Origin of the sequence: Nocardia coffeae (assembly GCF_019890715.1) — a bacterium.
Classification (GTDB): Bacteria; Actinomycetota; Actinomycetes; order Mycobacteriales; family Mycobacteriaceae; genus Nocardia; species Nocardia jiangxiensis.
Genome location: NZ_JAINZY010000002.1, coordinates 410,067 through 435,316, shown reverse-complemented (window position 1 = coordinate 435,316; position 25,250 = coordinate 410,067). Strand labels below are relative to the sequence as shown.

Here is a 25,250-nt window from a genome sequence, read left to right as displayed (position 1 = left end):
TCCGTACATGATCGGCCTCCCCCCTACGTACCGCGACGTAGTCCAGCGGCCGGTCGCTCGATCGGGCAGGTCGGAACGTTGCCGGGCAGAGCGAACGGAACCCTCACCGGAGCACTCTCCCGGTGGCGCGAACACGGGTATTCGCTCTGCGCCGCAACAGATCCAGAAGTACGGCAGCGAGATAGCAGCAGGTGGCCACCGCCATGATGGTGAAGCTGGCCGGGGCGGCGGGCAGCAGGTACGAGGCGGTGATACCCGCCCAGACGGCGAACACCGCCAGACCCGCCGACAGGTAGAACGCCCGCCACGGCCGGTTGGTGAGCCGGACCGCCGCGGCCGCCGGAGCAGCCAGCAGTCCCAGGACCACGACCGCGCCGACCAGCGGGGTGGCCTCGGCGACAGCCAGACCGATCAGCGCGAGGAATACCGCACCGAGCAAGCGCACCGGCACACCTGCGGCCCGCGCTACGGCCGGATCGATCGTGGCGAACAGCAGTGGTCGCGAAATCCCCAGCAGCAGAACGATACCCGCGACGGCGATGAGCACGGCCGTGCACGCGGCGGCGGAGTCGATGCCGAAAATGCTGCCGAACAGGACGTTCACATTCGCGTTGCCGTTGCTGCCACCGCTGCGGTGCGTGGTGTAGAAGGTCAGGAACAGTACGCCCAGCCCGAGTATCCAGGAGAAGAACGAGCCGATCGCCACGTCGTCCGAGCCGCCGCGCGCTCCGCCGATCCCCAGGGCGATCCCGGCAACCACGCTGGCGACGAAAAGCCCTGCGTGCAAGTTGATTCCGATGGCGAGCGCCGCCATCGCACCGGTGTAGGCGACGTGCCCCAGCGCGTCACCGGCGAAGACCTCACCGCGTTGCACAAGGAAATATCCGGCCGCACCACACAGCAGCGCCACCGCGGTGCCCGCGATCAGGGCGTGCACGATGAACGGGTGCGCGAACATGCTCGTCATGCCATGACCTCGACAGCAGTACGGTCGGGCCGGGCGACGCGACGTTCGCGCCGGTCCAGCAGCGTACGAATCGCAAGGCCCACCAGGTAGACCCCGAAAGCGAAACTGGCGACCCAGAATCCGATCGGATACGGCGAGAAATACGCGAAACCCATACCGACCCAGGTGACCACCAGCGCGATCACGATCGAGGCCGCGACGCCCAGCCCCGGATGACTGGTCAGCTGATGCGCCGCAGCGGCCGGGGCCACGAGTAGTGCGAACACCAGCAGACTGCCGGTGACCTGACTCGCGCCCGCTGCCGCGACACCGAGCAGCAGCATGAACAGCACAGTCACCGATCGCACCGGAACTCCATGCGCGGCAGCGCTTCCGGGATCGATCGAGGCCCACAGCAGGGGCCGACCGAGGACGACGAGCAGCACGAGACAGGGAACAGCCGCAGCGAGTAGCACATTCACCTGATCCGCGCTCACCCCGGCGATGGTCCCGAAGAGCAGATTCGTCACCCCCGACAGAAAACCCTTGTAGAGACTGACGAACAGCATGCCCGCGGCAAGGGCGAACGCCTGCACGATGCCGATCACCGCCGACCGCTCCGTCGAACCGCGGCCGCGGACCGCCGCGGGCAACGCCCCGACGATCAGAGCCGCACCGATACAGGCGACGAAATATCCACTGCCCGAGGATATTCCGAGCCACGTGGCCGCCGCGGCACCGGGGAACCCGACCACCGCGAGAGTGTGTCCAGCGAAGCTCTCCCGTCGCAACACCATCATCCAGCCCACCGCGCCCGCCACCACCGCGACGATCGTGCCCGCCCGTAAAGCGTTGACCATGAACGGATATGCGGTCATCTGACGCAGATCATCCACCAGATTCCAGGTCGCGACCGGATTCACACCGCATCCCGCCCCGCACTCGGCACATCGTGCATCGCGGGCACGTCGGGCTGGCCGACCACGACCAGGCGCCCGGCGCTGTCGCGTAACACCTCGATCGGGATGCCGTACAACGCCGAGAGCCGCTCGCCCGTGATCACCTCCTCGGGACTGCCGCTCACCACCGTCCCCCGCGCGACGTACACGAGCCGATCCAGGTACGGCAGAATGGGATTCACGTCGTGGGCGACCATCAGCACCGCGATGTTCTCCCGTCGGCAAATGTCCTGGATCAGCGCACTGATCCCGGCTTGACTCGGCACGTCGAGGCTGTCCAGCGGCTCGTCGAGCAGCAGCAGGCTCGGACGACGCACCAGCGCCTGCGCGATCAGCAGCCGCTGCTGCTCACCGCCGGAGCACTGCCCGATCGGGCGGTGCGCGTAAGCACTCGCCCCGACCATCTCGACGACCTGCGCCAGCCGCTCTCGCTCGTCCCGGAAACGTTGTGGCGCAATCGCTCTGGACAACCACGGAATCGGCGTACCCCAGCGGGCCCCGTCCAGCCCCAGCCGCACGACATCGATGCCGCGCACGCGCACACCGGCATCGAAGGCGCGTCGCTGGGGCAGATACCCGATTCCGGCATTGCGACGTCCCGGCGAACCGCCGAGCACTTCCACGCTTCCCTCGACCGGCGTCAGTCCCAGGATCGCATTGAGCAGCGTGGACTTTCCCGCACCGTTCGGGCCGAGCACGGCGACGAACTGTCCCGGCCGCACATCCAGGAAGACCTGCGACCAGATCCGCTTACCGCCCACCACCGCCGCAGTCCCCCTCATACGGACCACGGCGGTGGCGGGCGCGGCCGCATCGTCCTGCGATGCGGCCTTCGCCTCGGAACGAGTCATCACTTATTTGCCGGTGGCGGTGTGCAGCGCATCGGCCAGGGACTGCAACTGACCGGACTGCCAGTCCTGGAAGCTCGCACCGGCCGGGGCGAGCGTCTCGGTGACGGTGGTGACCGCAATGCCCTGCTGCTTGGCCGCATCGACCTGCGCCTGCACATCGGGTGTGCTGTTCTGGCTGTTGAACACGTAGACCTTCAGCGCTTTCGTGGCGATCTGCTGATCGATGGTCGCCTTGTCCGCCGGGGCGGGATCGGCGCCCTCGCTGATGGCCTTCAGGAACTCCGGCGGGGTGATCAGGTCCAGCCCCAGCGCATCGGACAGCGGCGAGAAGATCGATTCACTCGCGCCGACCGGTGTTCCGGCGTACTCGGTCTTGATCTCGGAGACCAGGCCCTGGTATTTCGCCAGGGTCGTGTTCTCGAAGGTCTTCTTGCGATCTTCGAAATAGGCCGCGTCGGCGGGGTCGGCCTTCGCGTAGTCGGCGGTGATGACGTCCACTATCCTGCTCACCGCGTCGGGCGAGTACCACTGGTGCGGATTGCCGTCGTCGGGCACGCCGAGTTGCTTGCCGACGTTCAGCTCCGTACGCCCCGCACCCGGATTCGCGGCCAGCAGCTTGTCCGCCCAGGCGTCGTAGCCGACACCGTTCTCGATGAACACCTTGGCCGCCGCGACGGTCCGCGCATCCGCCGGGGAGGGCTCGTAATCGTGCGGATCGGTGTCGGGACTGGTGATGATGCTGGTCAGATGCACCTTCTCACCACCGAGCTGCGCGGCGATGCTGCCCCACGCATTGATCGTCGAGACCACCTCGAGCTTGCCGGACGACGTACCGGAATCGGCCGTGTTCGATGTGCCGCAGGCCGTGGCGACCGCGACCAGCGCCGTACCGCACACCACCGCCGCCACACGTTTGCTGTAACTCAGACCAACCATCGCGCAACCCTCATCAGAATATGAAACTGAAAACCATTTCCATCAAGTTAGCAGTCTGCTCGCCGGTTATCCAGCCGGACAGCACAGCCACTCCACCCCGGAAACGCATGAATGCGCACATGATGATGCGATGATCGAACAGAGAGCACGGTAAGCACACGAAGGAGGACGACAATGACCAGCACGATGCATGCTCCGCACACCGACCATGAGCACACGCACGGTGAAGGTTGCGGACATGTAGCTGTCCCGCACGGCGACCATATCGACTACGTCCACGACGGCCACCTGCACCGCGCGCACGGCGACCACTACGACGAATGCGAACCGTCCGGCCACAACCCGCACGACGAGCACGCCCACCAGCACGGCGAGGGCTGCGGCCACGTCGCGATCCCGCACGGTGACCACGTCGACTACATCCACGACGGCCACCGCCACGCCGCCCACGACGGCCATTACGACGAGCACTGAGCCGCTACCCATCAGCCCGAACACCCGTCCTGCCCGGAATCACCCGAACCGTCGTCCGACGCCGGAGATTTCGGCCGGGGCGGGCTCGCGAAGATCACCCGGGCGGCCGTGGTGCATGATTCAAGTGCACGCCCCGCCCGGCCGGTCGGCGCCGGCCGCGCCGCGGACCGACAACTGAACTGCTCAGGAGAATCGATGTTGCAAGTAGGCGACACCGCGCCCGATTTCGAACTTTCCGATCAGCACGGTGAGACCGTGCGCCTGGCCACGGTCCTGGAGAAGGGGCCGGTCGTGTTGTTCTTCTATCCGGCCGCGCTCAGCCCCGGATGCACGCGCGAGGCCTGCCATTTCCGCGATATCGTCAGCGAATTCGCCGATCGCGGTGCGACGATCCTGGGCATCAGCGCCGACGACGTGGCCAAGCAGAAGCGCTTCGACGACGCACACAAACTGGGCTATCCACTCCTGGCGGACAACGGCGGGGCCGTCGCCCGCGAGTTCGGGATCAAACGCCTGATTCCCGGATTGCCCGCCAAGCGCGCGACCTTCGTCATCGGCACCGACAAGAAGATCCTGGCCGCGGTGCACAGTGAGGTCAACATGAACGTGCACGCCGACAAAGCCCTTGCCGCCCTGGCGAAGTAGCCCGCACGCCCGATGAACGGGCGGATCGCCGTGCCGCCGGTGCGGCACGGCGATCCGCGCGCCGGATTCGCCTACTCTCCGGATTCCGTTGAGCTGGAACGCATTTCACGACGCTCCGGCAGATGCGCCAGAATCAGGCCGACAGCGGCGATGAGAAAGTTCTGCAGGGCCGCCGAGGACGCGTCGACCTGCTTGTTCGCCCACATCCGGAACCACTCGCCCGCGATGGTCAGGAATCCGCCGACGAACAGCATCGTCACCATGATCCAGCCCAGGCTCGCCAGCTTCGCCGAGGTCACCAGAGCGGCCCGCCGTCCGCGGCCCAGTCCCCACCACCCGTTCGCCGCGGCGGCCAGCAGCACGAAGGCGATCAGGTACTCCCACACCACGATCAGGATGTAGGCGATCAGGGCGACGGTGCCGTTGGTCATCGACCGCCAGTCGGTTCCCGGATTGTGGATGGTGCGGCGCATGGCGAACACCTCGGCCACCCCGCGCCGATTGGTATCGGTATCGGTGCAGTTGGTCACCGCGACGATGAGGTAGTACACGCCGGTGATCGTCGCCAGCACCACCACCGCCATCTCACGGCTACTCGTCACATCCAGAAATCGCTTGCCGGGCAGGCTCATTCGTTCACCTTCGCATCGCTAGCAGAACTTGCGGACGCGACATCGTAGCCGTGCGGCGGCACTGTCACCGTTGCTGACAACACGCCCGTTCCCGCGGCGGGGCGACCGACGGATCAGGGCTGCATGATGTGCTCGTTGCGCACGTTCAGGGGGGCGGTGGCCGGGAAGGTGACCGGGAGCGCGATGAGAGCGCGATGGAAGGGACCGGGGCGCCAGCTGGGCTCGCCCTGGGTTGTATCGAAGCGGATCTCGGGCAGGGCGTCCAGGAGTTGATCGATCGCGTCCTGGGCGATCAGGTAGGCCAGGGACTGGGCCGGGCAGGCATGCGGGCCGATGCCCCAGGCCAGATGGGAGCGGTTTCCGGTGAGATCGGTGGAGCGGATGGCCGGATCGTTGTTGCAGGCGGCCATGCTGATCACGACCGGTTGATGCGCCGGTAGCCAGACGTCCTCGATCAGGATCGGCTGACGGGGATAGGTGACCAGCAGATTCGCCAGCGGCGGGTCGTTGAACAGCACCTCGTCCAGCGCATCGCGCGAGGACAGATTCCCGCCCAGCACACTGCCGCCGAAACGGTCGTCGGCCAGGACCAGCAACAGGCTGTTGACGATGAAGTTCAGTTCGAACTCGATCCCGGTCCCGTACACCTGCGAAACATGGTGTGAGACTTCCACATCGTCCAGACCCGACGGGTGCTGCTGCAACGTCGAGGTGATGTCGTTACCCGGGGTGGATCGCTTGAGCGTCACCAGACTCATCAGCGCCTGGCCGAGCATCTGACTGCCCTTCTCCGCGTCCACGCCCTCGAGCATGGCCGCGGTACCGGCGGCGACCTGCTGGCCGATCTCCGGCGGGCAGCCCAGCATCGCGTTGACCACCTCGAACACCAGGGGGTACACGTACTGGCTGATCAACTCCGCGTGGCCGTCCTGGCAGAAGCCGTTGATCAGCGGGATCGCGATCTCCTCGACGATGTCGTGCATGGCGTACAGGTCCACCGCCTGCACACTGGCGGTGATGGCGCCCCGGTACCGCTCGAATTCCGCTCCGGCGCAACGACTCGCCATCGGACGCCACTCCAGCAGCGGCAGGATCGGGCAGTCCTGCGGCACCGTCTGCTGCCAGGTGCGCGGATCGGCGGGAAAGTGCTCGGGATCGTTCAGGATCCGCACCGCGGCGCGATAACCGATCACCAACGTCGCCGGAACGCCCGGGGCCAATTCGACCGGGGCCAGTGAACCGTACCGGCGGCGCATCTCGGCGTAGGCGGTGTGCGGGTCGTCGGCGAATTCCGGGATGTGCAGCGGCACTCGGGGACCGTCGGTGTCGATCGGGGAACTGTGGGTGAGCGAATCGTGGGCGACAGGGCACGATCCGGCGCGCACCTGGGACTGCGGCGTATTCAAGGACAACTCCAGACTGTTCGGATTACACATTTGCTGCAGTACTGCACCGTGTCGAATCGCTGCTGCGGCGATCAACGTCGAACGTTCCTCGGCAACGACCGGTCGATGGTACAACCGGGTCCGCAACTGCGCGCAAAGGCATGAAAACCGGCCTGCCGGAATCTTTTTGCGGGTTGTCGTGTCATATCAGCAAACGCGCAGGTACCGACACTGCGCGGCGTGTTCGCCCCACCCGCGCCACTGTCTCCAATGTGACTTATGGCCGATATGTGCAGGGGCGCAGGATTTTTACGACAACGGCATCGGCGGCACCCCCGAGACGAGGATGCCGCCGATGCCGTCGCGGAAAACTGTTCAGACGCCGAGAGCATCCAGGGAATCGTGGTCGTCGATCGCGGTCGTGATGCGTTTCAGCAACGTCAGGCAGGTCTCGTTCGACTGCATCTTCGGCTGATACGCCGCCCGCCCGATCGTGAAAGCCCAAGCGGCATAAGCGAACATCGACTGCTGCCGGTACAGCAGCCAGGCATCGTCGAACGAGGGCGCGACACCTCCGGCACTGGCCAGTTCCTCCAGATACGCCTGCAGCAGTTCACGATCCCAGGCCCGGCGATCCTCGGGCTCGCAGCCGGAATTGACCGTGTAGGCGAAATCGTGCGCCCAGCCGCCGCGCATCACCACCTGCCAGTCCACGTACCCCATCCGGCCCTCCCGGGTCAGGTACGTCTGGCCGATGTGCGGATCGCCGTGCAGCAGGGTCGCGGGCACGTCCTCGGTCGCGATCACGATCGCCCGCTCGACACCGGCCCACAGCCGATCCGCCTGTCCGTGCAGGGTTTCGGGGACGACCTCCTGCGCCCGGCCCAGGCCGACTTCGCAGCGCTTGCGCATATCGATGGCGGCCAGGTAGGCGTCGAGCATATAGGCCGGGGTGTTGAGCACCTCGATCGCCGGACTCTCCCAGAACGTCCCGTGCAGGCGGGCGAGATTGCGCACCAGATCCTCGATCTGGTCGCGGGCGATCGGCGCGGTCGGCTCGCTGAACACCGCGCCGCGGGTGGCGGCGATATCCTCCATCAGCGCGATCGAGCGCCAGGACGCCGGATCCGACGCACCCCAGTAGCCGATCGGCGCCTCCATGTCCACGCGCGGCCGGAAGTCCTTGAAGAATCGGGTCTCACCGTCGATCATCTTGCCGCCGCCGAGCAGAATGCGCTGGCTGAACGCTGTCGTGGTCTTCGCGAACAGCTCCCGCGGCAGCCCCGCTTCGATTCCGGCATCGTTGTACTCCACCCGGATCGCCACGCGGGTGGAGGTTCCGCGACTGCCGTTCGAGGTGTCGAAGGACAGTACCTGCGCGCCGGGGACGTCGCGGCACAGCACCGCGGTCAGCCATTCGGGGGTGATGGTCTCGCCCGAGACCGGAACATCCTGGAGCGCGCGAGCTTTCGGTCGCGTGATCGCCTCGCTCGCCATGTGTGCACCGACCGTGACCGATCGCCCGAGCAACCAGAGTTTGTGGTTCATGCGCTTGCCTCGATTCCGAAACTACGACAACACTGACGCACGCCGCCGACCCGCCGGTCGGCGCTCGCAGACAGTACCCCATACGTCCGGAATACATTGCCCGACAATGATCTTGCTGCACAATTGCCGCAGATTCGAAAATGCTTCCCACTGACGGCAACATTCGCAGGATGACTTCGACGGCCGAGTAAGGACGCGAATCATTCTGCCACACTGGAAAACTCGCCCCGCAAACCCAGGGGATCGCCCCCGGCTCAGCCGGGCAGGTGTGCGAGGATCTCCTGTCCGGTGGCACGCATATGACTCGCGGCGAGTTCGCCCGCACGCACGCTGTCACCGGTCGCGACGGCTTCGGTGATGGCGACGTGCTCGTCGAAGATCCGATGACCGTCGTCGCTGTGCCGCAACAGGCATTGCACCCGCCCGCGCAGCGGGCTCAGCGCGCCGTCCAGGACCTCGTTGCCCGCCAGCCGTGAAATCTCCTCGTGCAGCGACATGTTCACCCCGTCCGCGACCGGACGACCACCACCGCTCAGCCCGACGCGTCCGATCTCGAGCAGTTCCCGCAACCGCTGCGCGCCCGCCGGGGTGATCGACTGCGCCGCTTGGCGCGCGGCCAGCGCCTCGAGCGTTTCGCAGACGTCGAACAGATGCGCCACCGACACCGGGTCCAGGGTGCGCACCCGGACCTGCCGGCCGTGCACCGCCACATACCCCTCCGACTCCAGCATGCGCACGGCCTCCCGGATCGGCACCCGCGAGATCCCCAGCGCCACAGCGACGTCCTGTTCGTAGAGCCGCATTCCGGGCGAGAGCAGGCCCTCCACGATCCATTCCCGCAGCACGTCCCGCACCCGGGCGCGCAGTGGCGGCGCACCCGGACCGCATCGGTGCAGTGCGCTGCGCAGACCGGGCGGCACCTCCGGAAGCGGCGCGTGGCCGGGAACGACTGCCGCGGAAAACTCCATGCCCATTGTTAACACCGGAATGCTAATTGTTCGCGCCATTCATGTTTCCGTCGTGTTTCCGGCTACGTATACCTGCCGAAGTATACGTCGCAATTCATTGACTTCGGCTGTTCGCAATTCCCAGAATATCGGCATCGAACTACGCGGAACCGATAGCGGAGGAACAGTTTCATGAGTCCCGACTCACCCGCCAGACCCGGTCCCGACCGCGATTTCACCGGCTACGGACGGCAGGGAGCACCGGCGCGCTGGCCCAGCGGCGCCCGGGTCGCGATATGCCTGATCGTCAATTACGAATCCGGTGCGGAACGCTCGTACTGGGCCGGCGACGCCCGCAACGAACCGCCCCAGGAATTCGGCTATCCCCCGCCGCCGATCCGCGATCTGGGCAATGAATCCATCTTCGAATACGGCAGCCGGACCGGCGTGTGGCGGTTGCAGCGCATTCTCGATCGATATCGGCTGCCGGTCACCTTCCACGGCTGCGCCCGCGCCTTCGAACTGGTCCCCGAAGTCGGGGCCTATATCGCCGAGGCCGGACACGAGGTCTGCGCGCACGGGTGGCGCTGGGAAGAGGTGAGCCGACTGCCGCGCGAGGTCGAACGCGAGCACATCGCCCTGGCGGTTGCCTCGATACAGCAGACCTGCGGGCAGCGCCCGGTCGGCTGGTACAGCAAATGCCCGCCCTCACTGAGCACCCGCGAATTACTCGTCGAGGAGGGCGGATTCCTTTACGACAGCGATTCTTTCGCCGATGACGTACCGTATTTCACCCACGTCGGCGACAAGCGTCATCTGGTGATTCCGTACACCTTCGTCACCAATGATTCGCTGTTCCATCCCGGACAGGCATATTCGTCCCCGGCGGATTTCCTGGACAGTTGTCGCCGCACGTTCGACATGCTCTGGGACGAGGGCGAGCACCGCCCGCAGATGATGTCGGTCGGGCTGCATCCGCGCCTGGCCGGACAGCCGGGGCGAGCGCACGCCCTGCAGACCTTCCTGGAGCACTGCCTCGAGCGCGGCGAAGTGTGGTTCGCCCGCAAGGCCGATATCGCGCACTGGTGGTACGAGCACGCCGCCGAATTCGAACGAGCCGGGGAGGCAGCGTGATTCGCACATCCACACGAAACGACGATGCGCTGTTCGCGCCGCTGAGCAGCCGCCGGGTGGCCTACACGACCGTGGTGGCATTCCTGGCCTGGACGCTGGCGGTCTACGACCAGATCACCTTCGGCAATCTGCTGCCGGTGATCGGTGACGACTTCTCCTGGTCGTCGAGTACGAGATCCTATGTGGCCACGGCGGTTTCGGCGGGCTCGGTCCTGATCGCGCTCACCGTCGGACCGGTGATCGACCGGCTCGGCCGCCGCCCCGCACTGTTGATCACGACCTCCGGGGCGGCGATCAGCTCGGGCCTGGCCGCGCTGGCGTTCGGGCCGATCAGCCTGGTGCTGACGCGTGCGCTGTCCGGCTTCGGCGCGGCCGAACAGTCGGTCAACGCCGCATACCTCAACGAGATCTACGGATCCCGGCGCAAGGGCCTGATGTACGCCATGGTGCAGGCGGGCTGGCCGGTCGGGGTGATGCTGTCCGCCGGGCTGGCCGCGGTGCTCGAACCGGTCGTCGGCTGGCGCGGCGTATTCGCTGTGGCGACGTTCCCGCTGCTGGTGATCCTGTTGCTGCGCACCGGATTACGCGAGTCGCCGCACTTCCTGAAGATCCGGCGGCTGCGCGAATTGCAGTCCGCCGGAGCGAGTTCCGAGGCCGGGACGCTCGCGCGTGGCTGGGGAATCGAACAGCCCGGCGCGGGCCGGGTCACCTATACCGAACTGCTGCGGGGTCGGCTGCTGCGGCCGACGCTCGTGCTGTGCCTGGCGTTCTTCGTCAAACTGATCGCCGACTCACAGCTGACCGTGCTGGCCACGACGGTGCTGCGCGATGTCAAAGGCGTGTCGATCACCAACGCGCTGTGGATGGTCGTCGTCGCGAATCTCGTTGCGATCGCGGGATATCTGGCGCTCGGACACCTCGGCGACCGGATCGGACGCCGGGAGACGGTCATCCTCGCGCAGTGCGCCGCCGCCGCGTGCACCGCCTGGCTGATCTTCGCGGCACACGGCGCGGTGAGTGTGGTGATCGGCTACTCCGCCACGCTGTTCTTCGCCCAGGGCGCGGCCGCGCCGCTGTTCACCTATCTCGGCGAGGCGTTCCCCACGCGCGTGCGCGGCAGTGGCGCGGCCCTGGTCGGCGCGGTCGGACCGCTCGGCGGGATCGTCGGGCCACTGCTGTACGGCGGATTGCAGGACACCGGATGGACCGCCACGGCCGCGGCCGGATCCGGGGTCGTGGCCTGCGCCGTCGCCGCCGCGCTGATGTTCGGTTCGCCGCGGGTGCGTCCCGGCGCGGACCTCGAGGCGGGTGCGTGATGGCCCCGGACCATGCGGCCGACTGCCGCCGGCTGCTCTCGGACGTCGATGCCTCCCGGGTCACCGTCCGGTTGGTCGACGCGACCGGATTTCCCGAGCTCGTCACCGAGGAATGCGCAGCGGGCGTGCGGTCGATGCGCACCTCGACCCGGATCAATCCCGCGGACTTTCCCACCTATCGCCATCTGGTCGAGACCGGTGAACTGCTGATCCAGTCCGACACCCGAACGCACCCGATCCGTCCGCCGCAATCGCTCATCAACGAATTGCGGGTCTACGCACAGATATTGGCGCCGATCAGGCACGGCGGGCGGATCGTCGGCACCCTCTCGGTCCACTTCCAGGACCGGCCCCGGCAATTCTCCGCATCCGACATCGCGACCGTGCGCAGCTGCCGCGAGCGCATCGAAGCCACTCTGGCCGACTGATTTTCCAGGAGTTCTCATGTCCACCTCACCACCGGTCAGTTCCCGGTTGCACAATCCGGATCTGGCACCCGCGACCACCAGGGATTGGAACGGGTACAGCGTGTTCGCGCTCTGGATGTCGGTGTTGCACAACGTCGGTGCCTACACCTTCGCCATCGGCTTCTTCTTCCGCGGACTGAACACCTGGACGGTCCTGGCCGCGATGGCGGTGGCCCTGGTCATCGTCTACGTGCTGATGAATCTCAGCGGCACGATCGGGCAGCGCACCGGCGTGCCGTATCCGGTCGTGGCGCGTATCTCGTTCGGCGTCTTCGGCGCGAATCTGCCCGCGCTGATCCGCGGCGTGCTGGCCGTGTTCTGGTACGGGGTGCAGACCTATCTGGGCTCGGTGGCGGTCTCGGCGCTGGCGCTGCGGCTGCTGCCGGGGCTGGCGTCCTGGCAGACGCACCGGCTGCTGGGTCTGTCGGCGCTGGGCTGGTGCTGTTTCCTCGGGCTGTGGGTGGTGCAGCTGCTGGTCGTGCGACACGGTATGGAAGCCGTTCGCCGATACCAGAATTGGGCCGGACCGGCCGTGTATCTGGTGATGTTCGTGCTGCTGGCCTGGGTGCTGATCCGCACCGGCGGCGCACCGGGTGTCGAGGTCTCCCCCGATCGTGTGCACGGCGGATCGGCGGTCCTGCAGTTCGCGTCGATCGTCGGGCTGATCGTGGCGTTCTTCGGCACCTTCCTGCTCAACATCAGCGATTTCACCCGCTCGAGTCCGTCACAACGGTCCATGCGACGGGCGAATCTGTGGGGTCTGCCGGTGAACTTCCTGGTCTTCGCGGTGACGGTTGCCGTGGTCACCACCGGCAGCGCGAAACTGTTCGGGCATCCGGTGACCGATCCCATCGAACTGGTGCAGCGCATCGACAACACCCCCGTCCTGATCTTCGCCACGATCGTGTTCACCATCGCCACGATCGGGGTCAACGTCGCCGCCAACGTCGTGTCCCCGGCCTTCGACTTCTCCAATATCGCGCCCCGGTACATCACCTTCGAACGCGGCGGCATGCTCGCGGCGATCGGCTCGATCCTGGTGTGCCCGTGGGCGTTGTACTCGAGTCCGGTGGTCGTGGACTATTTCATCGGCGGGCTGGGCGCGTTGCTCGGACCGCTGTTCGGGGTGATCCTCACCGACTTCCATCTGGTGCGCCGCGGCCGCGTCGACGTGCCCGCCCTGTATGTCGAGGGCGGCGGGCCCTACTGGTATCGGCGCGGGGTGAATCCGCGGGCGATGCTGTCGGCCGCGGCCGGGTCCGTGATCGCGATACCGGTCGCACTGATCCCGGCTTGGCATGCGGCAGCGCCGTTTTCGTGGGCGTTGGGTGCGGCCGTCGCCGCACTGACCTATCTCGCCCTGCGGATCGGCGACGTCGCCGATCCGATCGACTCCGGACAGGAGCCCGCCCATGTCTGAACCGCAAGATCTGGTCCCTGCCGCCGGGCCACGGCGCGACTTCGTCGGCTACGGTCCGGTGCCGCCCCGGGTGGTGTGGCCCGACGGCGCGCGGGTGGCGGTGAGCCTGGTGATCAACTACGAGGCCGGGGCCGAGTACAGCTTCGCCGCGGGAGACGGACGCCGGGAGGCGGTGGGCGAGTTCGGTGTGGCGATCAACCCGACGCGTCCGGGCATCCGGGATCTGTGCGTGGAATCGGCCTTCGAATACGAAAGCCGTTCCGGCAGTTGGCGGTTGGCCCGGATCCTGGACGAGTACGACCTGCCCGCCACCGTCAACTGCTGCGGTCGCGCACTGACGGAGAATCCCGCCTTCGGCGAGTACATCCGGGCGCGCGGGCACGAGCCGATGGCGCACGGCTGGCGGTGGGAGGAACCGTGGCGGCTGTCCGAACAGCAGGAACGCGAGGATATCGCCCGCGCGGTCGCCGCCATCGAAACACTGTGCGGGACAAGGCCGGTCGGCTGGCATTCCCGTTGCACCCCGTCGGCCCACACCCGCGAACTGGTCGCGGCCGAGGGCGGATTCCTCTACGACTCCGACGCCTACAACGACGATCTACCGTATTTCACCGACACCGCCGCGGGCCGGCATCTGGTCGTACCGTATTCACTGACGTTCAACGACATGCGCTTCGCCTTCCCCGGATACGCCGATCCGACCTCCTTCACGCGCTACCTCACCATGGGTTTCGACGATCTGTGGGAGGAGGGCGCGACGCATCCGCGGATGATGACGATCGGCCTGCACGGTCGCTGGGCCGGAATGCCCGGACGGGCCCGCGCGGTGCGCGATTTCCTCGATCACGCACTCGGGCGCGGGGAGGTGTGGTTCGCGCGACGTGCCGATATCGCCCGGTGGTGGCTGGCTCACCACACCGAGTTCGAACGATGAGCCGGCCGGGTCGCTCGCTCACCTCGCAGTTCGAGAATTCTGCTCCCATAAACAGAAATCATGTTCTACCTTAAGTGAGAGTTCTGTTCTACCTGTGATCGGGAGACGGACCGCACCCACGGAAGGGAGCCGACCATGCCGCATGCACGTCCCGAGGAGCTGCCACCCGGCGGGGGCGGGCGCTGGCCGCGCAGCGCCCAGGGATTCCGCTCGGAACGCTGGGGCGATATGGAGGTCGGATTCACCCGTTCGGCCGGAGCGCGCGACTGCACCGAGCTCTACCGCGCCGGCGGCATGCCCGGCGGCGTCTGCCCCTGCCCGCACTACGGCTACATCTTCTCCGGAACCATCCGCGCCACCTACCCTGGCACCCGCAACCCCGACGAGACCGCCACCGCGGGCGAGGCGTACTTCTTCCCCGCAGGCCACGTCCTGATCTACGAAGAGGCCACCGAAGCACTCGAGATCAACCCGGCCTTCGCCCTGAGCCAGTGCATGGACGCCATCGAACGCGCCGCCGCCCGCGGCGCGAAGTAACTGCCCGGCGCGGTCGGGTTAGGCCGGGATGCCCTGTCCGGCACGCTGATTCAGCTGTCGTACCGATCCGCCAGTAGCGGCAGGTGCCGCGAGGCGTTGGCGGTACTCGCCGCGTAGGCGCGGAAAGCGGCCCTGGCCGCGGGAATCGACTCACCGAGCGCCGACTCCACGAAGCCGGGGCTGCCGCCGATCAGCACGAATTCGTCGACGGACAGCAGCGCGGCGACCGACCGGTCCGCGGTAGTGAGCAGCACGTCGAACGGGGCCAGGTCCCACCGCCAGTCGGCGACCTCGCCCAGTTCCGCGAGTACCGCCTGCTGCGGCTCGTCCGCACCGAGATCCTCGGTGCTCAGGCAGACCAGTTCACTGTGACCGGCGGCCCGGAACGCGTCCAGCAACCGGACACCGGCTTCGTTGTCCGACAGATCGGGGATCTCCGCCGCGGGCACGACGACGCGCCCCGCGTCGATCCACGCCGGGCTGAAAGCCTGACTCGACTGCAACAGCGCCGCCCGGATATCAACGGCCGCATCGGCATTGAGATATTTCATCGGCGTCCTCGGTCACGGGTTGAAACGATATTTGGCGTCGGGCTGACCCTTCTGCTGAATCGAGATGGTGTCTCGACCGTCGGAGGAGCCGCGCAATGATACATCGCTGCCGTCCGGCAACCGGACGACCTTGGTGCCGTTCGGATACGTCTTGACCTCGTGTCCCTCGGCGATCTCATCGAACTCCCGCTGCGCCTCGGTGCGCCCGCCCGCCTTGGATCGGATCACCGAATCCTTGTCCTTCTCGAGCGTCGAATCCTTGTTCAGGACGTCCTGTGCGCCCGTGCGGTCGTTCACCTTCGGCGTGGCATCCGAGGAATCGTCGCTCGACTCGGCGCTGTCGCCGGACACCGTCATCACCGAGATCGCGGCGATGGCCGCCAGGCCGGTGACGCTCAGCGCCGTGACACCGGCGAAGGCGGCCGCGGCGCCTTCCAGGACGGCGGCGACGAACCCGGAGATCGCGGTCGAGATCGCCTCTCCGACAGCGGCGATCGCCGACGCCCCCGCAGCAGTGCCCGCGCCGGCCTCGACTTCGTCGCCACCGGCCAGGCCGAGCCCGGCGGTGAAGATCGTCGTGATGACCACGACCACCACCACAGCGGCAGCGATTCCGGCGAGTTTCAGCAGCAAGCCGTTGGTCTGCGAGGAGATGTCTCCGCGCAGAGCGTCCAGTTTCTGGTGATGATCGGTCACCAACGGCGTCAGACCCGTTGCGGCACTGTGCAGATCGCCCGCTCCCTTGGCCAGGGTGGTGAAGTGATCGGCGAAGTGGTCGAGATCGGGTGCTTTCAGATCGGTGGTGAGCGTCGTGGAAATCTTCCCCAGCGTGCTGGAGGCATTCTGCACGGTCTGATTACCGGTGAAACTCTTCCAGGCATCCGCGGCGGTCTTCAGCAAGGTGGTGTCGCCGTTTGGCACCGGATGGGAAATATGATCCAGCAGGCCGGGGATATTGGTCGTGATGCCCGCGCCCGGGTGGCCCAGCACCGAATCCGGGATCAGGACCGGATTCTCCGCACCGTAGAGCGGACTGCTCACCTGCGGCTGCACCGGCGGCGGATTGTTCGAGGTGTCACCCCGGACATCGACGGTATTGAAATATTCGCTGGTCGCATAGTTGTAGGCCGCGTACGACAGCAGATCGCCCATGTTCTGCACGGCATTGGCGAATGTCGTTGCCATCGTGACGAAATCGCTCACGTGTTTGTCGTAGGCGCCCGCCCACGTCTTGACCTGAGCGTAGTCACCGGCCATCCCGCTCGAATCGAACAGGACCTGATAGAAGGGATCGAAGGCGGTGCCGAAATCCTTCGCCAGGTTGTAGCACTTGGTCGCCGCCGCGGTGTAGACCGTCGGATCGACCTTCAGCGAGGGGTCCGGCGCCATCGCGATCAGCCTCGCGCCATCCGGACGTTCACGTGCACCGCGTCGCCGTACCGCCCGTGCGCCCGATCGGCGGCCGCACCGGCATCGGTGACGCCCTGCACGAATTCCTGTGCCTCGCCGATCCATTTCGCGTGTGCCGCGGCATAGGCGTCGGCGGCCGAGCTGTCCCAGTGCTGTGCGCGCAGTACCTTCGCCTGCCGATCGATCTCGTCGAACGTATCGGTCAGAAATCCGGACAATCCGCGCATCCGGGAGACGATCCGATCGAGATGTCCCAGATCCACCGCGAAACCTTCGGCGCTCACGAATTCACCTCCGCAATGCGATCCGCGGATCCGTGGTCGCCGTCCCGATACTCGTGGCTCCCGCCGCCGAGCTTGCTCGCCAGTTCGGTCAGGGTGTCGAAGATCTGGTTGCCGCCGTCGCGGCATTCGGCCCAGCCGCGGGCGAATCCCTCCGCGGCCGGACCGCTCCAGCCGGCCGCCATCAGGTCGGCGATTTCGCGATCCATCGAATCCAGTGCGTTGCGCAGGGTTCCCGCTTGGTCGTGGGCGTAGCCGCCCATCTTCGCGACCTCGTCGGGAACCACAGCGATCGGGCGCTCCGAAGCGCTCCCCCCGTGTCCTACCATAGCTTCCACGGTATGCCTGGCAGGATCCCTCCGTCGAGCCGTTTAAATCAGGGGCACAACGGATTTCGGCCACCGAACCATGACATTCGTCCGGTTTGCCCTTCCTGTGAGTCGGTCCGGCCGCGCGGCTACGCGAGGCGATCGCACGAGCGCGCCGAGGTCTCGGTCACCGGAACGGGGGCGGTCGGGTCCGGTTTGCCGCGCGATACTGGCGCTCATGACCGATGACGCAGTTGTGCCACCCGAACCCGACCTGTCGAAATACGGTCCGTGGGCGGTGATCGCCGGTGGGTCCGAGGGGGTCGGAGCCGAATTCGCGCGGCAGCTGGCGCGGGGTGGGGTCAATGTCGTGCTGGTCGCGCGCAAGCCGGGGCCGCTGACCGAGGTCGCCGAGTCCTGTCGGGCGCTCGGGGTCGAAGTGCGCACGCTCGCAGTCGATCTCGTCGACGGCGGGGTGGAGGCGATCATCGAGGCCACCGAGGATCTCGAAGTCGGACTGCTGGTCTGCAATGCCGGGGCCAATACGCACAGCATGGAATTCCTGGACGGCGATCCGCGCGAGTTCCAGCGCGTGATCGATCTGAATCTCACCGCGACGCTAGCGCTGGTACGGCATTACGGGCGTCTCATGCGGGACCGGCAGCGTGGCGGAATTCTGCTGGTCGGCTCCCTGTCGGAGTATGCGGGTTCGATCCGGCACACGATCTACGGCGGGGTCAAGGCGTTCGTGCGGATCTTCGGCGAAGGGCTGTGGCTCGAACTGCGCGATTACGGCGTGGATGTGCTGACGCTGGTGCTCGGCGTCACCCGCACGCCGGCCATGGAACGCGTCGGGCTGAACTTCGACGCCCCGGGCATGGTCGTGTCCGAGCCCGCGGACGTCGCGCGAGAAGGGCTGGCGCATCTGGCGCACGGCCCCGTGCACGTGGTCACCGGTAACGAGAAGTCCGTCGCGTGGCGCACCGGCCCGGACCGGACGAAGATCGTGCTGACCACGCACAAGGCCATGACCGGCCTGATGAACGGCGAGCAGTCCGCCGAGGCGGCCCGCCATGGATGACGCACTGGCCCGCCTCGAACAACGCCTCCAGCGCATCGAGGACGAACTCGCGATACTGCGCCTGCTGACCTCCTACGGACCACTCGCCGACGCCGGAAGCACCGACGCGGCCGAACTCTGGGCCGAGGACGGCGAATACGACGTCGACGGCTGGCGCATGCGCGGTCGCGACGAGGTGCGCGCGATGATCCGATCCGAGGCACATCAGCGGATCATCGGCACCGGCAGCGCGCACTTCTTCGGCCCGCCCAGTATCAGCATCGACGGCGACGAGGCCGTCGCGGTCTGTGAATCGATCCTGGTGCGGCACAACGACGACGGGCCTTACATCTGGCGAGCCGGAGCGCATCGCATCCGGCTGCGGCGGACCCCCGACGGCTGGCGCATCGCGCACCGGATCAGCCGCCAGCTGGATGGTAGTGCGGCAACCCGGCAGGTTCTCACCGGCTCGGACGACTGAACAATCGCCGCGGCGGTGTCGCCTGTGCAGCACTTCACCCTCGGCACACCGCATTGCGTTGCGCTAGAGCGTGTTTCATCAGCCGCGTCCCAATAACCACAGGTTGATCGCGGCGACGTGGACGGTGGCCTGGTAGCGCACGGATCCCACCCCCACACCACCGAGTTCATGAAATGCGGCCTAATGCTTGCCTCGGCGGAAACTGCTCTGCGCGGATCGGGTGATGACCAGGCCCGGGTTTCGCTTGTGTAGTTCGGCGGCGATGTCGTCCAAGGATATCGGGCGCAGCAAGTGTTCCTGCACGGTCACCGGATGGCCGGTCAGAAGCTTGCCCATCGGGCCGTAGATCCATCTGGGCCAATGACTTTCAGCGAACTTCGGACTGGGTTCGACGAGTTCGATGGACAGGTATCTCGTGTTCCGGTTAATTCTCGCTGTGACCACATGTACTCGCGATATCGCAGCCCACGGGATTCGACCGAATGGTCTGAGAACCAGCCCCTGATCGTCGACTGCCACTGCGGGCGAGGGGCGAACGAAGTAGCTCAGCCCGAGCAGGAGCGAGAGGGCGCCTGCGACGATCGGAGCCAACACGGGGAACGTCGGCCTCGAATCAGCGGACATGGTCACTTGGAGCAAGCAGCCACTCGCGATCCCGAGCAGACCCAACACCACCATCGACACCTGGACGCCCGACGAAGATCGAAATACCGTCGGTGGTGCTGAAACGTCCTGCGGCTGATCCACAACCAGAATTGTAATGGTCGTCGTCCGGAGAATTCGCTCACCTGGAATAACGGCCCACCGACCTCGACAACATCTCGATCCACCAACTCCGACTGCGCCGCGCAACAGCTCAGTCGGGCCTGCTGAGGACTCGATTCCCTTGCGGGCGATCCGGACGCCGATCCCGCGATCGAGTACCCATCTGCGCAGTTCTGCACTGTTGTATGCCCTGTCCGCGTGCAGCTTTCCCGGCACTGATCCGATACCCGCTGCGCAGCAGGCAGCGCAACCTCGGACGGCTTCGGCGTAGGCGGTGGATTCGTCACGCTCGAAGATCCAGATGAACGTTGGATACCCAGCAGCATCGCGGCGGGGTTCTCCGGCAGTTTCCGAATAGGCGGATCGGCAGCCCCTGGGCCGATTCACGTGGACCACAGCATACGGACGGCGTCCGGGAATCCAGCCACCCCCGCCGGGCTGAGCAGTGCCAGGTTGACCAGAAACCCGGGCAGGATCGACAAGATTACCCTCGCGAGTGCGTCCGCTGACGCCTCGATCCCAGATTCCTGGCGCCCACGCACCAGCGCAGCAATATCCTGGCTCATGGCGGACGCCGCCTGTTCCAGGCGCTCGGCCAGCACCGGATTGCGCAGGGCCTCTGACCAGACCATCAGCGCCACCGCGGCCAGTTGCTCGTCATGGTGGCGCTTGACCACCGACTCCAGCAGTTGCGCCATCACTTCACCGACCGCACGCTCGCCATCGTCGGCGAGCACTGCGGCACGGAGGACCTCGGCGACGGCGTCGAGGTTCTGTGTGGCGACGCCCACGATCATGTCCTCCTTCTTCGGGAAGTACCGGTAGACCGCTCCCGCGGACTTGCCCGCCTCGACGAACACGTCCTGCATGGTCGTCTGGTGAAATCCGTTGCGCACGAAGCACCGTCGCGCTGCGGCCAGGATTTCGGCACGCTGATCGTCCTTGTACTGCTGGCTCACTCGTGGCATCGGCCGTCCCTTCCTGCTGTTGACACCCACCTTTGGTCGAGCGTAGCTTATCGAAAGCGGATGTCCGTCCTCTTTTAAACAGAAGGCGCGAGGAGAAGATCGATGCGATTGCCCCTGACCCCTCCGACGGACCTGACCGCCGAGCAACGTTCCCTGTACGACGCGTTCCAGAAGATGACCCAGGACGAGGAGTACCAGGGCTTCGAGGTGACCGATGCCGAGGGAAAGTTCGTCGGACCCTGGGGTGTATTACTGCACTTCCCGGGTCTCGCGGTGCCGCTGGGCCAGTTCGTGCATGCGGTCCAGCAGCTACCCGGTCTCAGTGAACGGGCGCGTCAGGTGGTCATCTTGACCATCGGTGGCCGGTTCAACGTCACCTACGAGCTCTACGCGCACGCCCGGCTGGCGGCGCGCGCAGGGCTTCGCCCGGATCAGATCGCGGCACTGAGCGCGGGTGCACGCCCCGTCGACCTGAGCCGGGACGAGCTGCTGGCCGCGGACCTCGCCGCTGCGCTCACCGAGGGCGGCGCAGTGCCCGGGCCGCTGTACGACACCGCGGTGGAGACGCTCGGCCGCACCGGCCTCGACGCGGTGGTGTTCATCGTCATCCACTACCTGGCGCTGGGTGTCCTGCTCAACGCCTACGACGTGCCGGCCGGAGACGCGGCCGTCCAGTTCGAGCAAGGAGAAGATCATGCCTGACGTCAACGAGGTGAAAGCCCTGATCGAGGACCCGGACGCCTTCGGCACATTCGGGCGTTTCACCGAGACGCCTGTCGAGCAGATGCCCACAGCGATGCGTGCGGCGTTCGATTTCATGATCCAGCTGCGCGGCGGCGTACCGGGCCCGCACAAGATCTGGGCGGCAAATCCGACGTTGTTGCAGACGATCGCACCGACCGGCGCCTATTTCCAGACCGACTCGACTTTGTCGAAGGCCGAGATCGAAATCGCCACCTGCGTAGTCTGCGGACATTGGGGCGCGGCATACGCCTGTTTCGAGCACGAGAAGATCGCCGAAGTCCTCGGCAAACTCGACCCGCACAAGGTGCAGGCGCTGATCGCGGGCCTGCCCACCAGCTTCGACGATCCTCGCCAGCAGGTCGTCTACGAACTGGCCACGACACTGGCCGCAGCGCGCGTTGTACCCCTGGGACTGTTCCGCCGCGTCCGCGACCTGCTCGGCGATGCCGGCATCACCGACGTGACGGTCCTGATGGGCTGGTTCAGCGCGGTCTCGCTGACCCTGATGGCCTACGACGTCCCGTCAAACGCCATCGGCCTCGACCAGTAGATACATCGAAAGCCCATAGATGACAGGGATGATTGCCATGGCCATTGCGCCGCTGCCCGAGATCACCATGACACCGATCGCCTACTTCCCGAAAAAGTACTTCCTGGAAAACCTCGTAGTGCGCACCGACGGCTCGGTGCTGATCACCGCCGTACTGCAAAAACAGCTGTGGTATGTGCCCGGACCGGCCCGCACCCTCACCGAGCCGATACTGGTCCACGAATTCGATCACCCGGTCACCGGCATCGTCGAGATCGAACCCGATGTCTTCGTGCTGAGCCTTACCGAGGCCTACACCACCCACGAATCCCACCTGGTCCGGCTCGACCTCAACAGCTGGCCCCCGGGCGACCCGGTGACCCCGGAGGTGATCTTCACCTTCGACGACCGCGCACGCGGACTCAACGGCAGTTGCCTGCTCGGACCGAATGTGCTGGCCATCGCGGACTGCTTCGCCGGCCTGATCTGGCGCGTCGACCTGGCGACCGGGGCGCGCGCGGCGGCCGCGCAAGTCTGGCTCGAGCACGACACCATGGCCGACGACCCCGACAGCGGGGTCCCCTGGCCGCCCCAACCCGGCATCAACGGCATACGCTACGGCGCGAAAACCGGCTACCTGTACTACACCTCCACCGCCCAGAAAGTCTTCATGCGCGTCCCGGTCGACCCGGCCACGCTCGACCCATCCGGCACCGCCGAGTTCATTGCGGCCATCGACAACGCCGACGACTTCTGCCTCGACGAGGACGCAGGCTTCGCATACGTCACCCGCCACCGCGCCAACACCCTCGACCGCGTCCCCTTGGCCCCGCGTCACGGCAGCGAGGTACGGCACCTGCTCGGTGATCCGTTCGACCCGGCACTGGCCGGCCCCTCCAGCGCCTACTGGAGCCGCGAGCACGGCGAGGAGAGCACCGTTATGTACATCACCACCGACGGCGGCACCACGTCCCCTCCCAATGGGATCGTGCGCAAAGCCGCCCTACTGCGCGCGCAACTATCTTCCAACCACATATCCTGAGCCTGCTGCGGCCCCTGCAGGCGCGCCGCTGCACCAGGTGGCGATTCCCTACATCCTTCGCGCAGCCACTACGCATCAAGGATGCGGTCAGGTGTCTGGTTGATCCCATCGCGCTCGAGTGACCGCTTGGCATGAATTCTCCAATCCTATCCGTACGCGCGACTGAGCGTTATCCAGTCGGCCTGTCCGACAAATCAATTACGAGAGAAGAGTAGATTCCATTGGGCACTCGAGAAATGTCGGCCAACAGGTACCTTGCAGAGGCACTGAAGGCGGCTGGCACCACTCACTATTTCCATGTACCCGTCAGCATCCCGGGCGCATTGAAGGAAATGTCCAGGCTCGGCGTGACACCGGTCATGACGCACGGCGAGAAAGCTGCGGCTTACATGGCTGACGGCTTCGCCCGGGTCTCCGGCCGACCAGGGGTCTGCGGGGCACAGATAATCGGGGCGACGAATCTTGCAGCGGGGTTGCGGGATGCCTATATGGCGAGGATTCCCGTCGTCGCTATCACTGGTGGGACCCGGCCCGATTGGCAGTACCGGCTCCAGTACCAAGAGATTGACGACCGCCTGGTGTATGACTCGGTAACTAAATTCAACGTTAATGTGTGGGGTCCCGAGCGTCTCCCCGATCTGCTCGTGAGCGCATTTCGAGCCGCAACCACCGGTGCTCCACAGCCGGTGCACTTGGAGCTGAGTGGCATCGGCGGTGAGGTCGCCCTCGCGGGCAACGTTCGGGCGGATCCCGCCGCGCTGAAAGATTACTCGCGCTATCCATCCATGCGTCCGGCGGCCGAGCAGGACTCGGTGGCCTCTGCTGGGGCCGCTCTGTCTGCTGCGGTTCGCCCGGTAATGGTGGTGGGCGGTGGTGCGAAATCGTCGGGCGCTCGCGCAGAGGTTGTCGCGCTGGCTCAACGGTTGCAGATGCCGGTAGCTCTGGGGCTCAATGCCAAAGGAACCTACCCCGAACGCGATCCTCTCTACCTCGGCATCGTTGGCGAGTACTCTTCGGAAGCGGCGAACCGAGCCGTTTGCGAGGCAGACCTCGTCTTTTACGTTGGCAGCCAGACCGGCGGCATGATCACGCGTTCCTGGTCGGTGCCTCCCATCGAGAGCCGCGTCATCCACCTCGACATCGATCCGCAGAACATTGGGCGGAATTATCCGGATACGCTGGCCCTCTGCGGTGACGCCAGGACGGTACTGCGCCAACTGCTCGCGGTTGTGGAGGGAGTCGTCGACCGGCGGAGCTGGCTGGCGCGAACGGAAGAGCTCAAGGTAGCGTGGAGCACTCGGATCAGCGCGACCGAAGGGTCGGAAGCGATTCCGCTTCTGCCGCAACGGCTCGCCCGAGAGATCTCGAACGCGCTTCCCGCGGACGCAATCCTGGTCGGTGATACCGGTCACACTGGCGCTTGGCTTGCGCAAAACGTACACGCAACTCACGATGAGCAGACCTTTATTCGAGCTCATGGCTCACTGGGCTGGGCCTTTCCGGCGTCCATCGGCGCGAAGTGCGCCGCCCCCGACCGCACCGTCATCTGTTTTACGGGCGATGGTGGCATGTATTACCACCTCAGTGAGCTGGAAACCGCGGTGCGATACGGGATAAACGTCGTCGTTGTCGTCAACAACAACTCCTCCTACAGCCAAGAGCAACCACTCTGGGAGGGCAAGGAAGAGTACGAGAAGAATTGGAAGCTCGTTTCGGCGGACTTCGTCGCCGTGGCGGAGGCATTTGGGTGCTTGGGCCGTCGTGTCGAGAACCCGGACGACATAGGAGAAGCGCTTACGTGGGCCGTTGAAGCGCGGCAGCCCGTCGTCCTGGATGTACGCAGCGAGATGTCTGCGCTATCCATCCCTTCGTGGGATTCCTCGGGCTCGAGCGGGATGTACGACATCGCTTGATCACGACCACAATAGAAGGCAGTTTGCCGATGACGAACACTATTCCCACTCGCCCGAAAACTGAGAC

Annotated in this window: 27 protein-coding genes and 2 pseudogenes; 14 read left to right on the top strand and 15 right to left on the bottom strand. The window is 66.0% G+C overall.

All coding sequences use genetic code 11. From position 1 onward, the window contains the following. Positions 1–103: 103 nt before the first annotated feature. The 4 genes and pseudogenes from K7711_RS11130 to K7711_RS11115 form a co-directional block, all read right to left on the bottom strand. Positions 104–967, bottom strand: coding sequence for a metal ABC transporter permease (locus tag K7711_RS11130; RefSeq protein WP_222967965.1), 864 nt, complete (start codon positions 965–967; stop codon positions 104–106). Continuing rightward, complete coding sequence (locus tag K7711_RS11125) at positions 964–1,869, bottom strand: metal ABC transporter permease (protein ID WP_222967964.1); 906 nt, start codon at positions 1,867–1,869, stop codon at positions 964–966. The genes K7711_RS11130 and K7711_RS11125 overlap by 4 nt, the downstream gene beginning before the upstream one ends. Beyond that, positions 1,866–2,633 (bottom strand): annotated as a pseudogene (locus tag K7711_RS11120) (metal ABC transporter ATP-binding protein); the annotation flags it as partial. The pseudogene K7711_RS11120 and the gene K7711_RS11125, both read right to left, overlap by 4 nt. A gap of 126 nt (positions 2,634–2,759) precedes the next feature. Next, positions 2,760–3,692, bottom strand: coding sequence for a metal ABC transporter solute-binding protein, Zn/Mn family (locus K7711_RS11115; protein WP_222967962.1), 933 nt, complete (start codon positions 3,690–3,692; stop codon positions 2,760–2,762). 174 nt (positions 3,693–3,866) lie between these two features. Here K7711_RS11115 and K7711_RS11110 point away from each other — a divergent pair, with 174 nt between their 5' ends. Both K7711_RS11110 and K7711_RS11105 read left to right on the top strand, forming a co-directional pair. Continuing rightward, a complete protein-coding gene (locus K7711_RS11110) occupies positions 3,867–4,166 on the top strand; it encodes a hypothetical protein (RefSeq protein WP_222967955.1) in 300 nt (99 codons plus the stop codon). Positions 4,167–4,364: 198 nt separating this feature from the next. Continuing rightward, positions 4,365–4,811 (top strand): peroxiredoxin, encoded by a 447-nt coding sequence (locus K7711_RS11105; protein WP_222969285.1) that lies wholly within the window; start codon positions 4,365–4,367, stop codon positions 4,809–4,811. Positions 4,812–4,882: 71 nt separating this feature from the next. Here the strand turns inward: K7711_RS11105 and K7711_RS11100 are convergent, their stop codons facing one another. The 4 genes from K7711_RS11100 to K7711_RS11085 all read right to left on the bottom strand — a co-directional run bounded on the left by K7711_RS11100 (position 4,883) and on the right by K7711_RS11085 (position 9,350). Next, on the bottom strand, positions 4,883–5,443 hold the full coding sequence (locus K7711_RS11100) for a DUF2165 domain-containing protein (RefSeq protein WP_222967946.1): 561 nt from the start codon (positions 5,441–5,443) through the stop codon (positions 4,883–4,885). Positions 5,444–5,556: 113 nt separating this feature from the next. Further along, the gene (locus tag K7711_RS11095) at positions 5,557–6,849 is read right to left on the bottom strand and encodes a cytochrome P450 family protein (RefSeq protein ID WP_222969283.1); all 1,293 of its coding nucleotides are present in this window, start codon (positions 6,847–6,849) and stop codon (positions 5,557–5,559) included. 354 nt (positions 6,850–7,203) lie between these two features. Then, entirely contained in the window at positions 7,204–8,376 is a 1,173-nt protein-coding gene (locus K7711_RS11090; RefSeq protein ID WP_222967944.1) for an aminoglycoside phosphotransferase family protein, read from the bottom strand. Between the two features lie 254 nt (positions 8,377–8,630). Further along, positions 8,631–9,350 (bottom strand): GntR family transcriptional regulator, encoded by a 720-nt coding sequence (locus K7711_RS11085; protein WP_222967942.1) that lies wholly within the window; start codon positions 9,348–9,350, stop codon positions 8,631–8,633. Positions 9,351–9,515: 165 nt separating this feature from the next. Here K7711_RS11085 and K7711_RS11080 point away from each other — a divergent pair, with 165 nt between their 5' ends. From K7711_RS11080 to K7711_RS11055, 6 genes are all read left to right on the top strand, one after another. Then, positions 9,516–10,457, top strand: coding sequence for a polysaccharide deacetylase family protein (locus tag K7711_RS11080; RefSeq protein ID WP_222967940.1), 942 nt, complete (start codon positions 9,516–9,518; stop codon positions 10,455–10,457). Then, positions 10,454–11,773: an MFS transporter gene (locus tag K7711_RS11075; protein ID WP_222967927.1), complete on the top strand. Its 1,320-nt coding sequence runs from the start codon at positions 10,454–10,456 to the stop codon at positions 11,771–11,773. The genes K7711_RS11080 and K7711_RS11075 overlap by 4 nt, the downstream gene beginning before the upstream one ends. Next, positions 11,773–12,201 carry a GAF domain-containing protein gene (locus tag K7711_RS11070; protein WP_222967925.1) on the top strand — a complete coding sequence of 143 codons (429 nt, stop codon included), beginning with the start codon at positions 11,773–11,775 and terminating at the stop codon, positions 12,199–12,201. The genes K7711_RS11075 and K7711_RS11070 overlap by 1 nt, the downstream gene beginning before the upstream one ends. A gap of 16 nt (positions 12,202–12,217) precedes the next feature. Then, positions 12,218–13,660, top strand: coding sequence for an NCS1 family nucleobase:cation symporter-1 (locus K7711_RS11065; protein ID WP_222967923.1), 1,443 nt, complete (start codon positions 12,218–12,220; stop codon positions 13,658–13,660). Continuing rightward, a complete protein-coding gene (locus K7711_RS11060; RefSeq protein ID WP_222967921.1) occupies positions 13,653–14,594 on the top strand; it encodes a polysaccharide deacetylase family protein in 942 nt (313 codons plus the stop codon). The genes K7711_RS11065 and K7711_RS11060 overlap by 8 nt, the downstream gene beginning before the upstream one ends. Positions 14,595–14,729: 135 nt before the next feature. Beyond that, positions 14,730–15,131, top strand: a complete 402-nt coding sequence (locus tag K7711_RS11055) for a cupin domain-containing protein (RefSeq protein ID WP_235747004.1) — start codon at positions 14,730–14,732, stop codon at positions 15,129–15,131. 50 nt (positions 15,132–15,181) lie between these two features. Here the strand turns inward: K7711_RS11055 and K7711_RS11050 are convergent, their stop codons facing one another. The 4 genes from K7711_RS11050 to K7711_RS11035 are packed head-to-tail and all read right to left on the bottom strand — an operon-like array spanning position 15,182 to position 17,702. Continuing rightward, entirely contained in the window at positions 15,182–15,682 is a 501-nt protein-coding gene (locus K7711_RS11050; RefSeq protein WP_222967919.1) for a hypothetical protein, read from the bottom strand. 12 nt (positions 15,683–15,694) lie between these two features. After that, the gene (locus K7711_RS11045) at positions 15,695–17,071 is read right to left on the bottom strand and encodes a hypothetical protein (RefSeq protein WP_222967909.1); all 1,377 of its coding nucleotides are present in this window, start codon (positions 17,069–17,071) and stop codon (positions 15,695–15,697) included. Between the two features lie 5 nt (positions 17,072–17,076). Then, the gene (locus K7711_RS11040) at positions 17,077–17,376 is read right to left on the bottom strand and encodes a WXG100 family type VII secretion target (RefSeq protein WP_222967907.1); all 300 of its coding nucleotides are present in this window, start codon (positions 17,374–17,376) and stop codon (positions 17,077–17,079) included. Then, on the bottom strand, positions 17,373–17,702 hold the full coding sequence (locus K7711_RS11035) for a WXG100 family type VII secretion target (RefSeq protein WP_222967893.1): 330 nt from the start codon (positions 17,700–17,702) through the stop codon (positions 17,373–17,375). The genes K7711_RS11040 and K7711_RS11035 overlap by 4 nt, the downstream gene beginning before the upstream one ends. A 217-nt stretch (positions 17,703–17,919) precedes the next feature. Between K7711_RS11035 and K7711_RS11030 the strand changes: the two genes are divergently transcribed. Continuing rightward, positions 17,920–18,762 carry an SDR family NAD(P)-dependent oxidoreductase gene (locus K7711_RS11030; protein WP_222967890.1) on the top strand — a complete coding sequence of 281 codons (843 nt, stop codon included), beginning with the start codon at positions 17,920–17,922 and terminating at the stop codon, positions 18,760–18,762. Then, positions 18,755–19,222, top strand: a complete 468-nt coding sequence (locus K7711_RS11025) for a nuclear transport factor 2 family protein (protein ID WP_222967885.1) — start codon at positions 18,755–18,757, stop codon at positions 19,220–19,222. The genes K7711_RS11030 and K7711_RS11025 overlap by 8 nt, the downstream gene beginning before the upstream one ends. A gap of 180 nt (positions 19,223–19,402) precedes the next feature. Here K7711_RS11025 and K7711_RS11020 read toward each other — a convergent pair whose 3' ends face one another. The 3 genes and pseudogenes from K7711_RS11020 to K7711_RS11015 form a co-directional block, all read right to left on the bottom strand. Then, positions 19,403–19,969, bottom strand: coding sequence for a hypothetical protein (locus K7711_RS11020; RefSeq protein ID WP_222967883.1), 567 nt, complete (start codon positions 19,967–19,969; stop codon positions 19,403–19,405). Between the two features lie 123 nt (positions 19,970–20,092). Continuing rightward, positions 20,093–20,200, bottom strand: a pseudogene (locus K7711_RS47500) (IS5/IS1182 family transposase); the annotation flags it as partial. A gap of 170 nt (positions 20,201–20,370) precedes the next feature. Then, the gene (locus K7711_RS11015; protein ID WP_222969279.1) at positions 20,371–20,955 is read right to left on the bottom strand and encodes a TetR/AcrR family transcriptional regulator; all 585 of its coding nucleotides are present in this window, start codon (positions 20,953–20,955) and stop codon (positions 20,371–20,373) included. A gap of 102 nt (positions 20,956–21,057) precedes the next feature. Here K7711_RS11015 and K7711_RS11010 point away from each other — a divergent pair, with 102 nt between their 5' ends. From K7711_RS11010 to K7711_RS10995, 4 genes are all read left to right on the top strand, one after another. Further along, positions 21,058–21,657, top strand: coding sequence for a carboxymuconolactone decarboxylase family protein (locus K7711_RS11010; protein ID WP_222967881.1), 600 nt, complete (start codon positions 21,058–21,060; stop codon positions 21,655–21,657). Further along, entirely contained in the window at positions 21,650–22,249 is a 600-nt protein-coding gene (locus K7711_RS11005; RefSeq protein ID WP_222967879.1) for a carboxymuconolactone decarboxylase family protein, read from the top strand. The genes K7711_RS11010 and K7711_RS11005 overlap by 8 nt, the downstream gene beginning before the upstream one ends. A gap of 37 nt (positions 22,250–22,286) precedes the next feature. Further along, positions 22,287–23,270: a hypothetical protein gene (locus tag K7711_RS11000; RefSeq protein WP_222967877.1), complete on the top strand. Its 984-nt coding sequence runs from the start codon at positions 22,287–22,289 to the stop codon at positions 23,268–23,270. Between the two features lie 236 nt (positions 23,271–23,506). Beyond that, on the top strand, positions 23,507–25,183 hold the full coding sequence (locus tag K7711_RS10995; protein ID WP_222967875.1) for a thiamine pyrophosphate-binding protein: 1,677 nt from the start codon (positions 23,507–23,509) through the stop codon (positions 25,181–25,183). Positions 25,184–25,250 lie beyond the last annotated feature (67 nt).

What these genes read in the sequence shown, in the direction of transcription:
- K7711_RS11080 (WP_222967940.1), top strand. Translation starts at nt 9,516, where the DNA reads ATGAGTCCCGACTCACCCGCCAGACCCGGTCCCGACCGCGATTTCACC.
- K7711_RS11055 (WP_235747004.1), top strand. Translation starts at nt 14,730, where the DNA reads ATGCCGCATGCACGTCCCGAGGAGCTGCCACCCGGCGGGGGCGGGCGC.
- K7711_RS11025 (WP_222967885.1), top strand. Translation starts at nt 18,755, where the DNA reads ATGGATGACGCACTGGCCCGCCTCGAACAACGCCTCCAGCGCATCGAG.
- K7711_RS11000 (WP_222967877.1), top strand. Translation starts at nt 22,287, where the DNA reads ATGGCCATTGCGCCGCTGCCCGAGATCACCATGACACCGATCGCCTAC.
- K7711_RS11065 (WP_222967923.1), top strand. Translation starts at nt 12,218, where the DNA reads ATGTCCACCTCACCACCGGTCAGTTCCCGGTTGCACAATCCGGATCTG.
- K7711_RS11110 (WP_222967955.1), top strand. Translation starts at nt 3,867, where the DNA reads ATGACCAGCACGATGCATGCTCCGCACACCGACCATGAGCACACGCAC.
- K7711_RS11130 (WP_222967965.1), bottom strand. Translation starts at nt 967, where the DNA reads ATGACGAGCATGTTCGCGCACCCGTTCATCGTGCACGCCCTGATCGCG.
- K7711_RS11010 (WP_222967881.1), top strand. Translation starts at nt 21,058, where the DNA reads ATGCGATTGCCCCTGACCCCTCCGACGGACCTGACCGCCGAGCAACGT.
- K7711_RS11085 (WP_222967942.1), bottom strand. Translation starts at nt 9,350, where the DNA reads ATGGGCATGGAGTTTTCCGCGGCAGTCGTTCCCGGCCACGCGCCGCTT.
- K7711_RS11100 (WP_222967946.1), bottom strand. Translation starts at nt 5,443, where the DNA reads ATGAGCCTGCCCGGCAAGCGATTTCTGGATGTGACGAGTAGCCGTGAG.
- K7711_RS11115 (WP_222967962.1), bottom strand. Translation starts at nt 3,692, where the DNA reads ATGGTTGGTCTGAGTTACAGCAAACGTGTGGCGGCGGTGGTGTGCGGT.
- K7711_RS11035 (WP_222967893.1), bottom strand. Translation starts at nt 17,702, where the DNA reads ATGGTAGGACACGGGGGGAGCGCTTCGGAGCGCCCGATCGCTGTGGTT.
- K7711_RS11050 (WP_222967919.1), bottom strand. Translation starts at nt 15,682, where the DNA reads ATGAAATATCTCAATGCCGATGCGGCCGTTGATATCCGGGCGGCGCTG.
- K7711_RS11070 (WP_222967925.1), top strand. Translation starts at nt 11,773, where the DNA reads ATGGCCCCGGACCATGCGGCCGACTGCCGCCGGCTGCTCTCGGACGTC.
- K7711_RS11090 (WP_222967944.1), bottom strand. Translation starts at nt 8,376, where the DNA reads ATGAACCACAAACTCTGGTTGCTCGGGCGATCGGTCACGGTCGGTGCA.
- K7711_RS11030 (WP_222967890.1), top strand. Translation starts at nt 17,920, where the DNA reads ATGACCGATGACGCAGTTGTGCCACCCGAACCCGACCTGTCGAAATAC.
- K7711_RS10995 (WP_222967875.1), top strand. Translation starts at nt 23,507, where the DNA reads ATGTCGGCCAACAGGTACCTTGCAGAGGCACTGAAGGCGGCTGGCACC.
- K7711_RS11060 (WP_222967921.1), top strand. Translation starts at nt 13,653, where the DNA reads ATGTCTGAACCGCAAGATCTGGTCCCTGCCGCCGGGCCACGGCGCGAC.
- K7711_RS11005 (WP_222967879.1), top strand. Translation starts at nt 21,650, where the DNA reads ATGCCTGACGTCAACGAGGTGAAAGCCCTGATCGAGGACCCGGACGCC.
- K7711_RS11045 (WP_222967909.1), bottom strand. Translation starts at nt 17,071, where the DNA reads ATGGCGCCGGACCCCTCGCTGAAGGTCGATCCGACGGTCTACACCGCG.
- K7711_RS11015 (WP_222969279.1), bottom strand. Translation starts at nt 20,955, where the DNA reads ATGCCACGAGTGAGCCAGCAGTACAAGGACGATCAGCGTGCCGAAATC.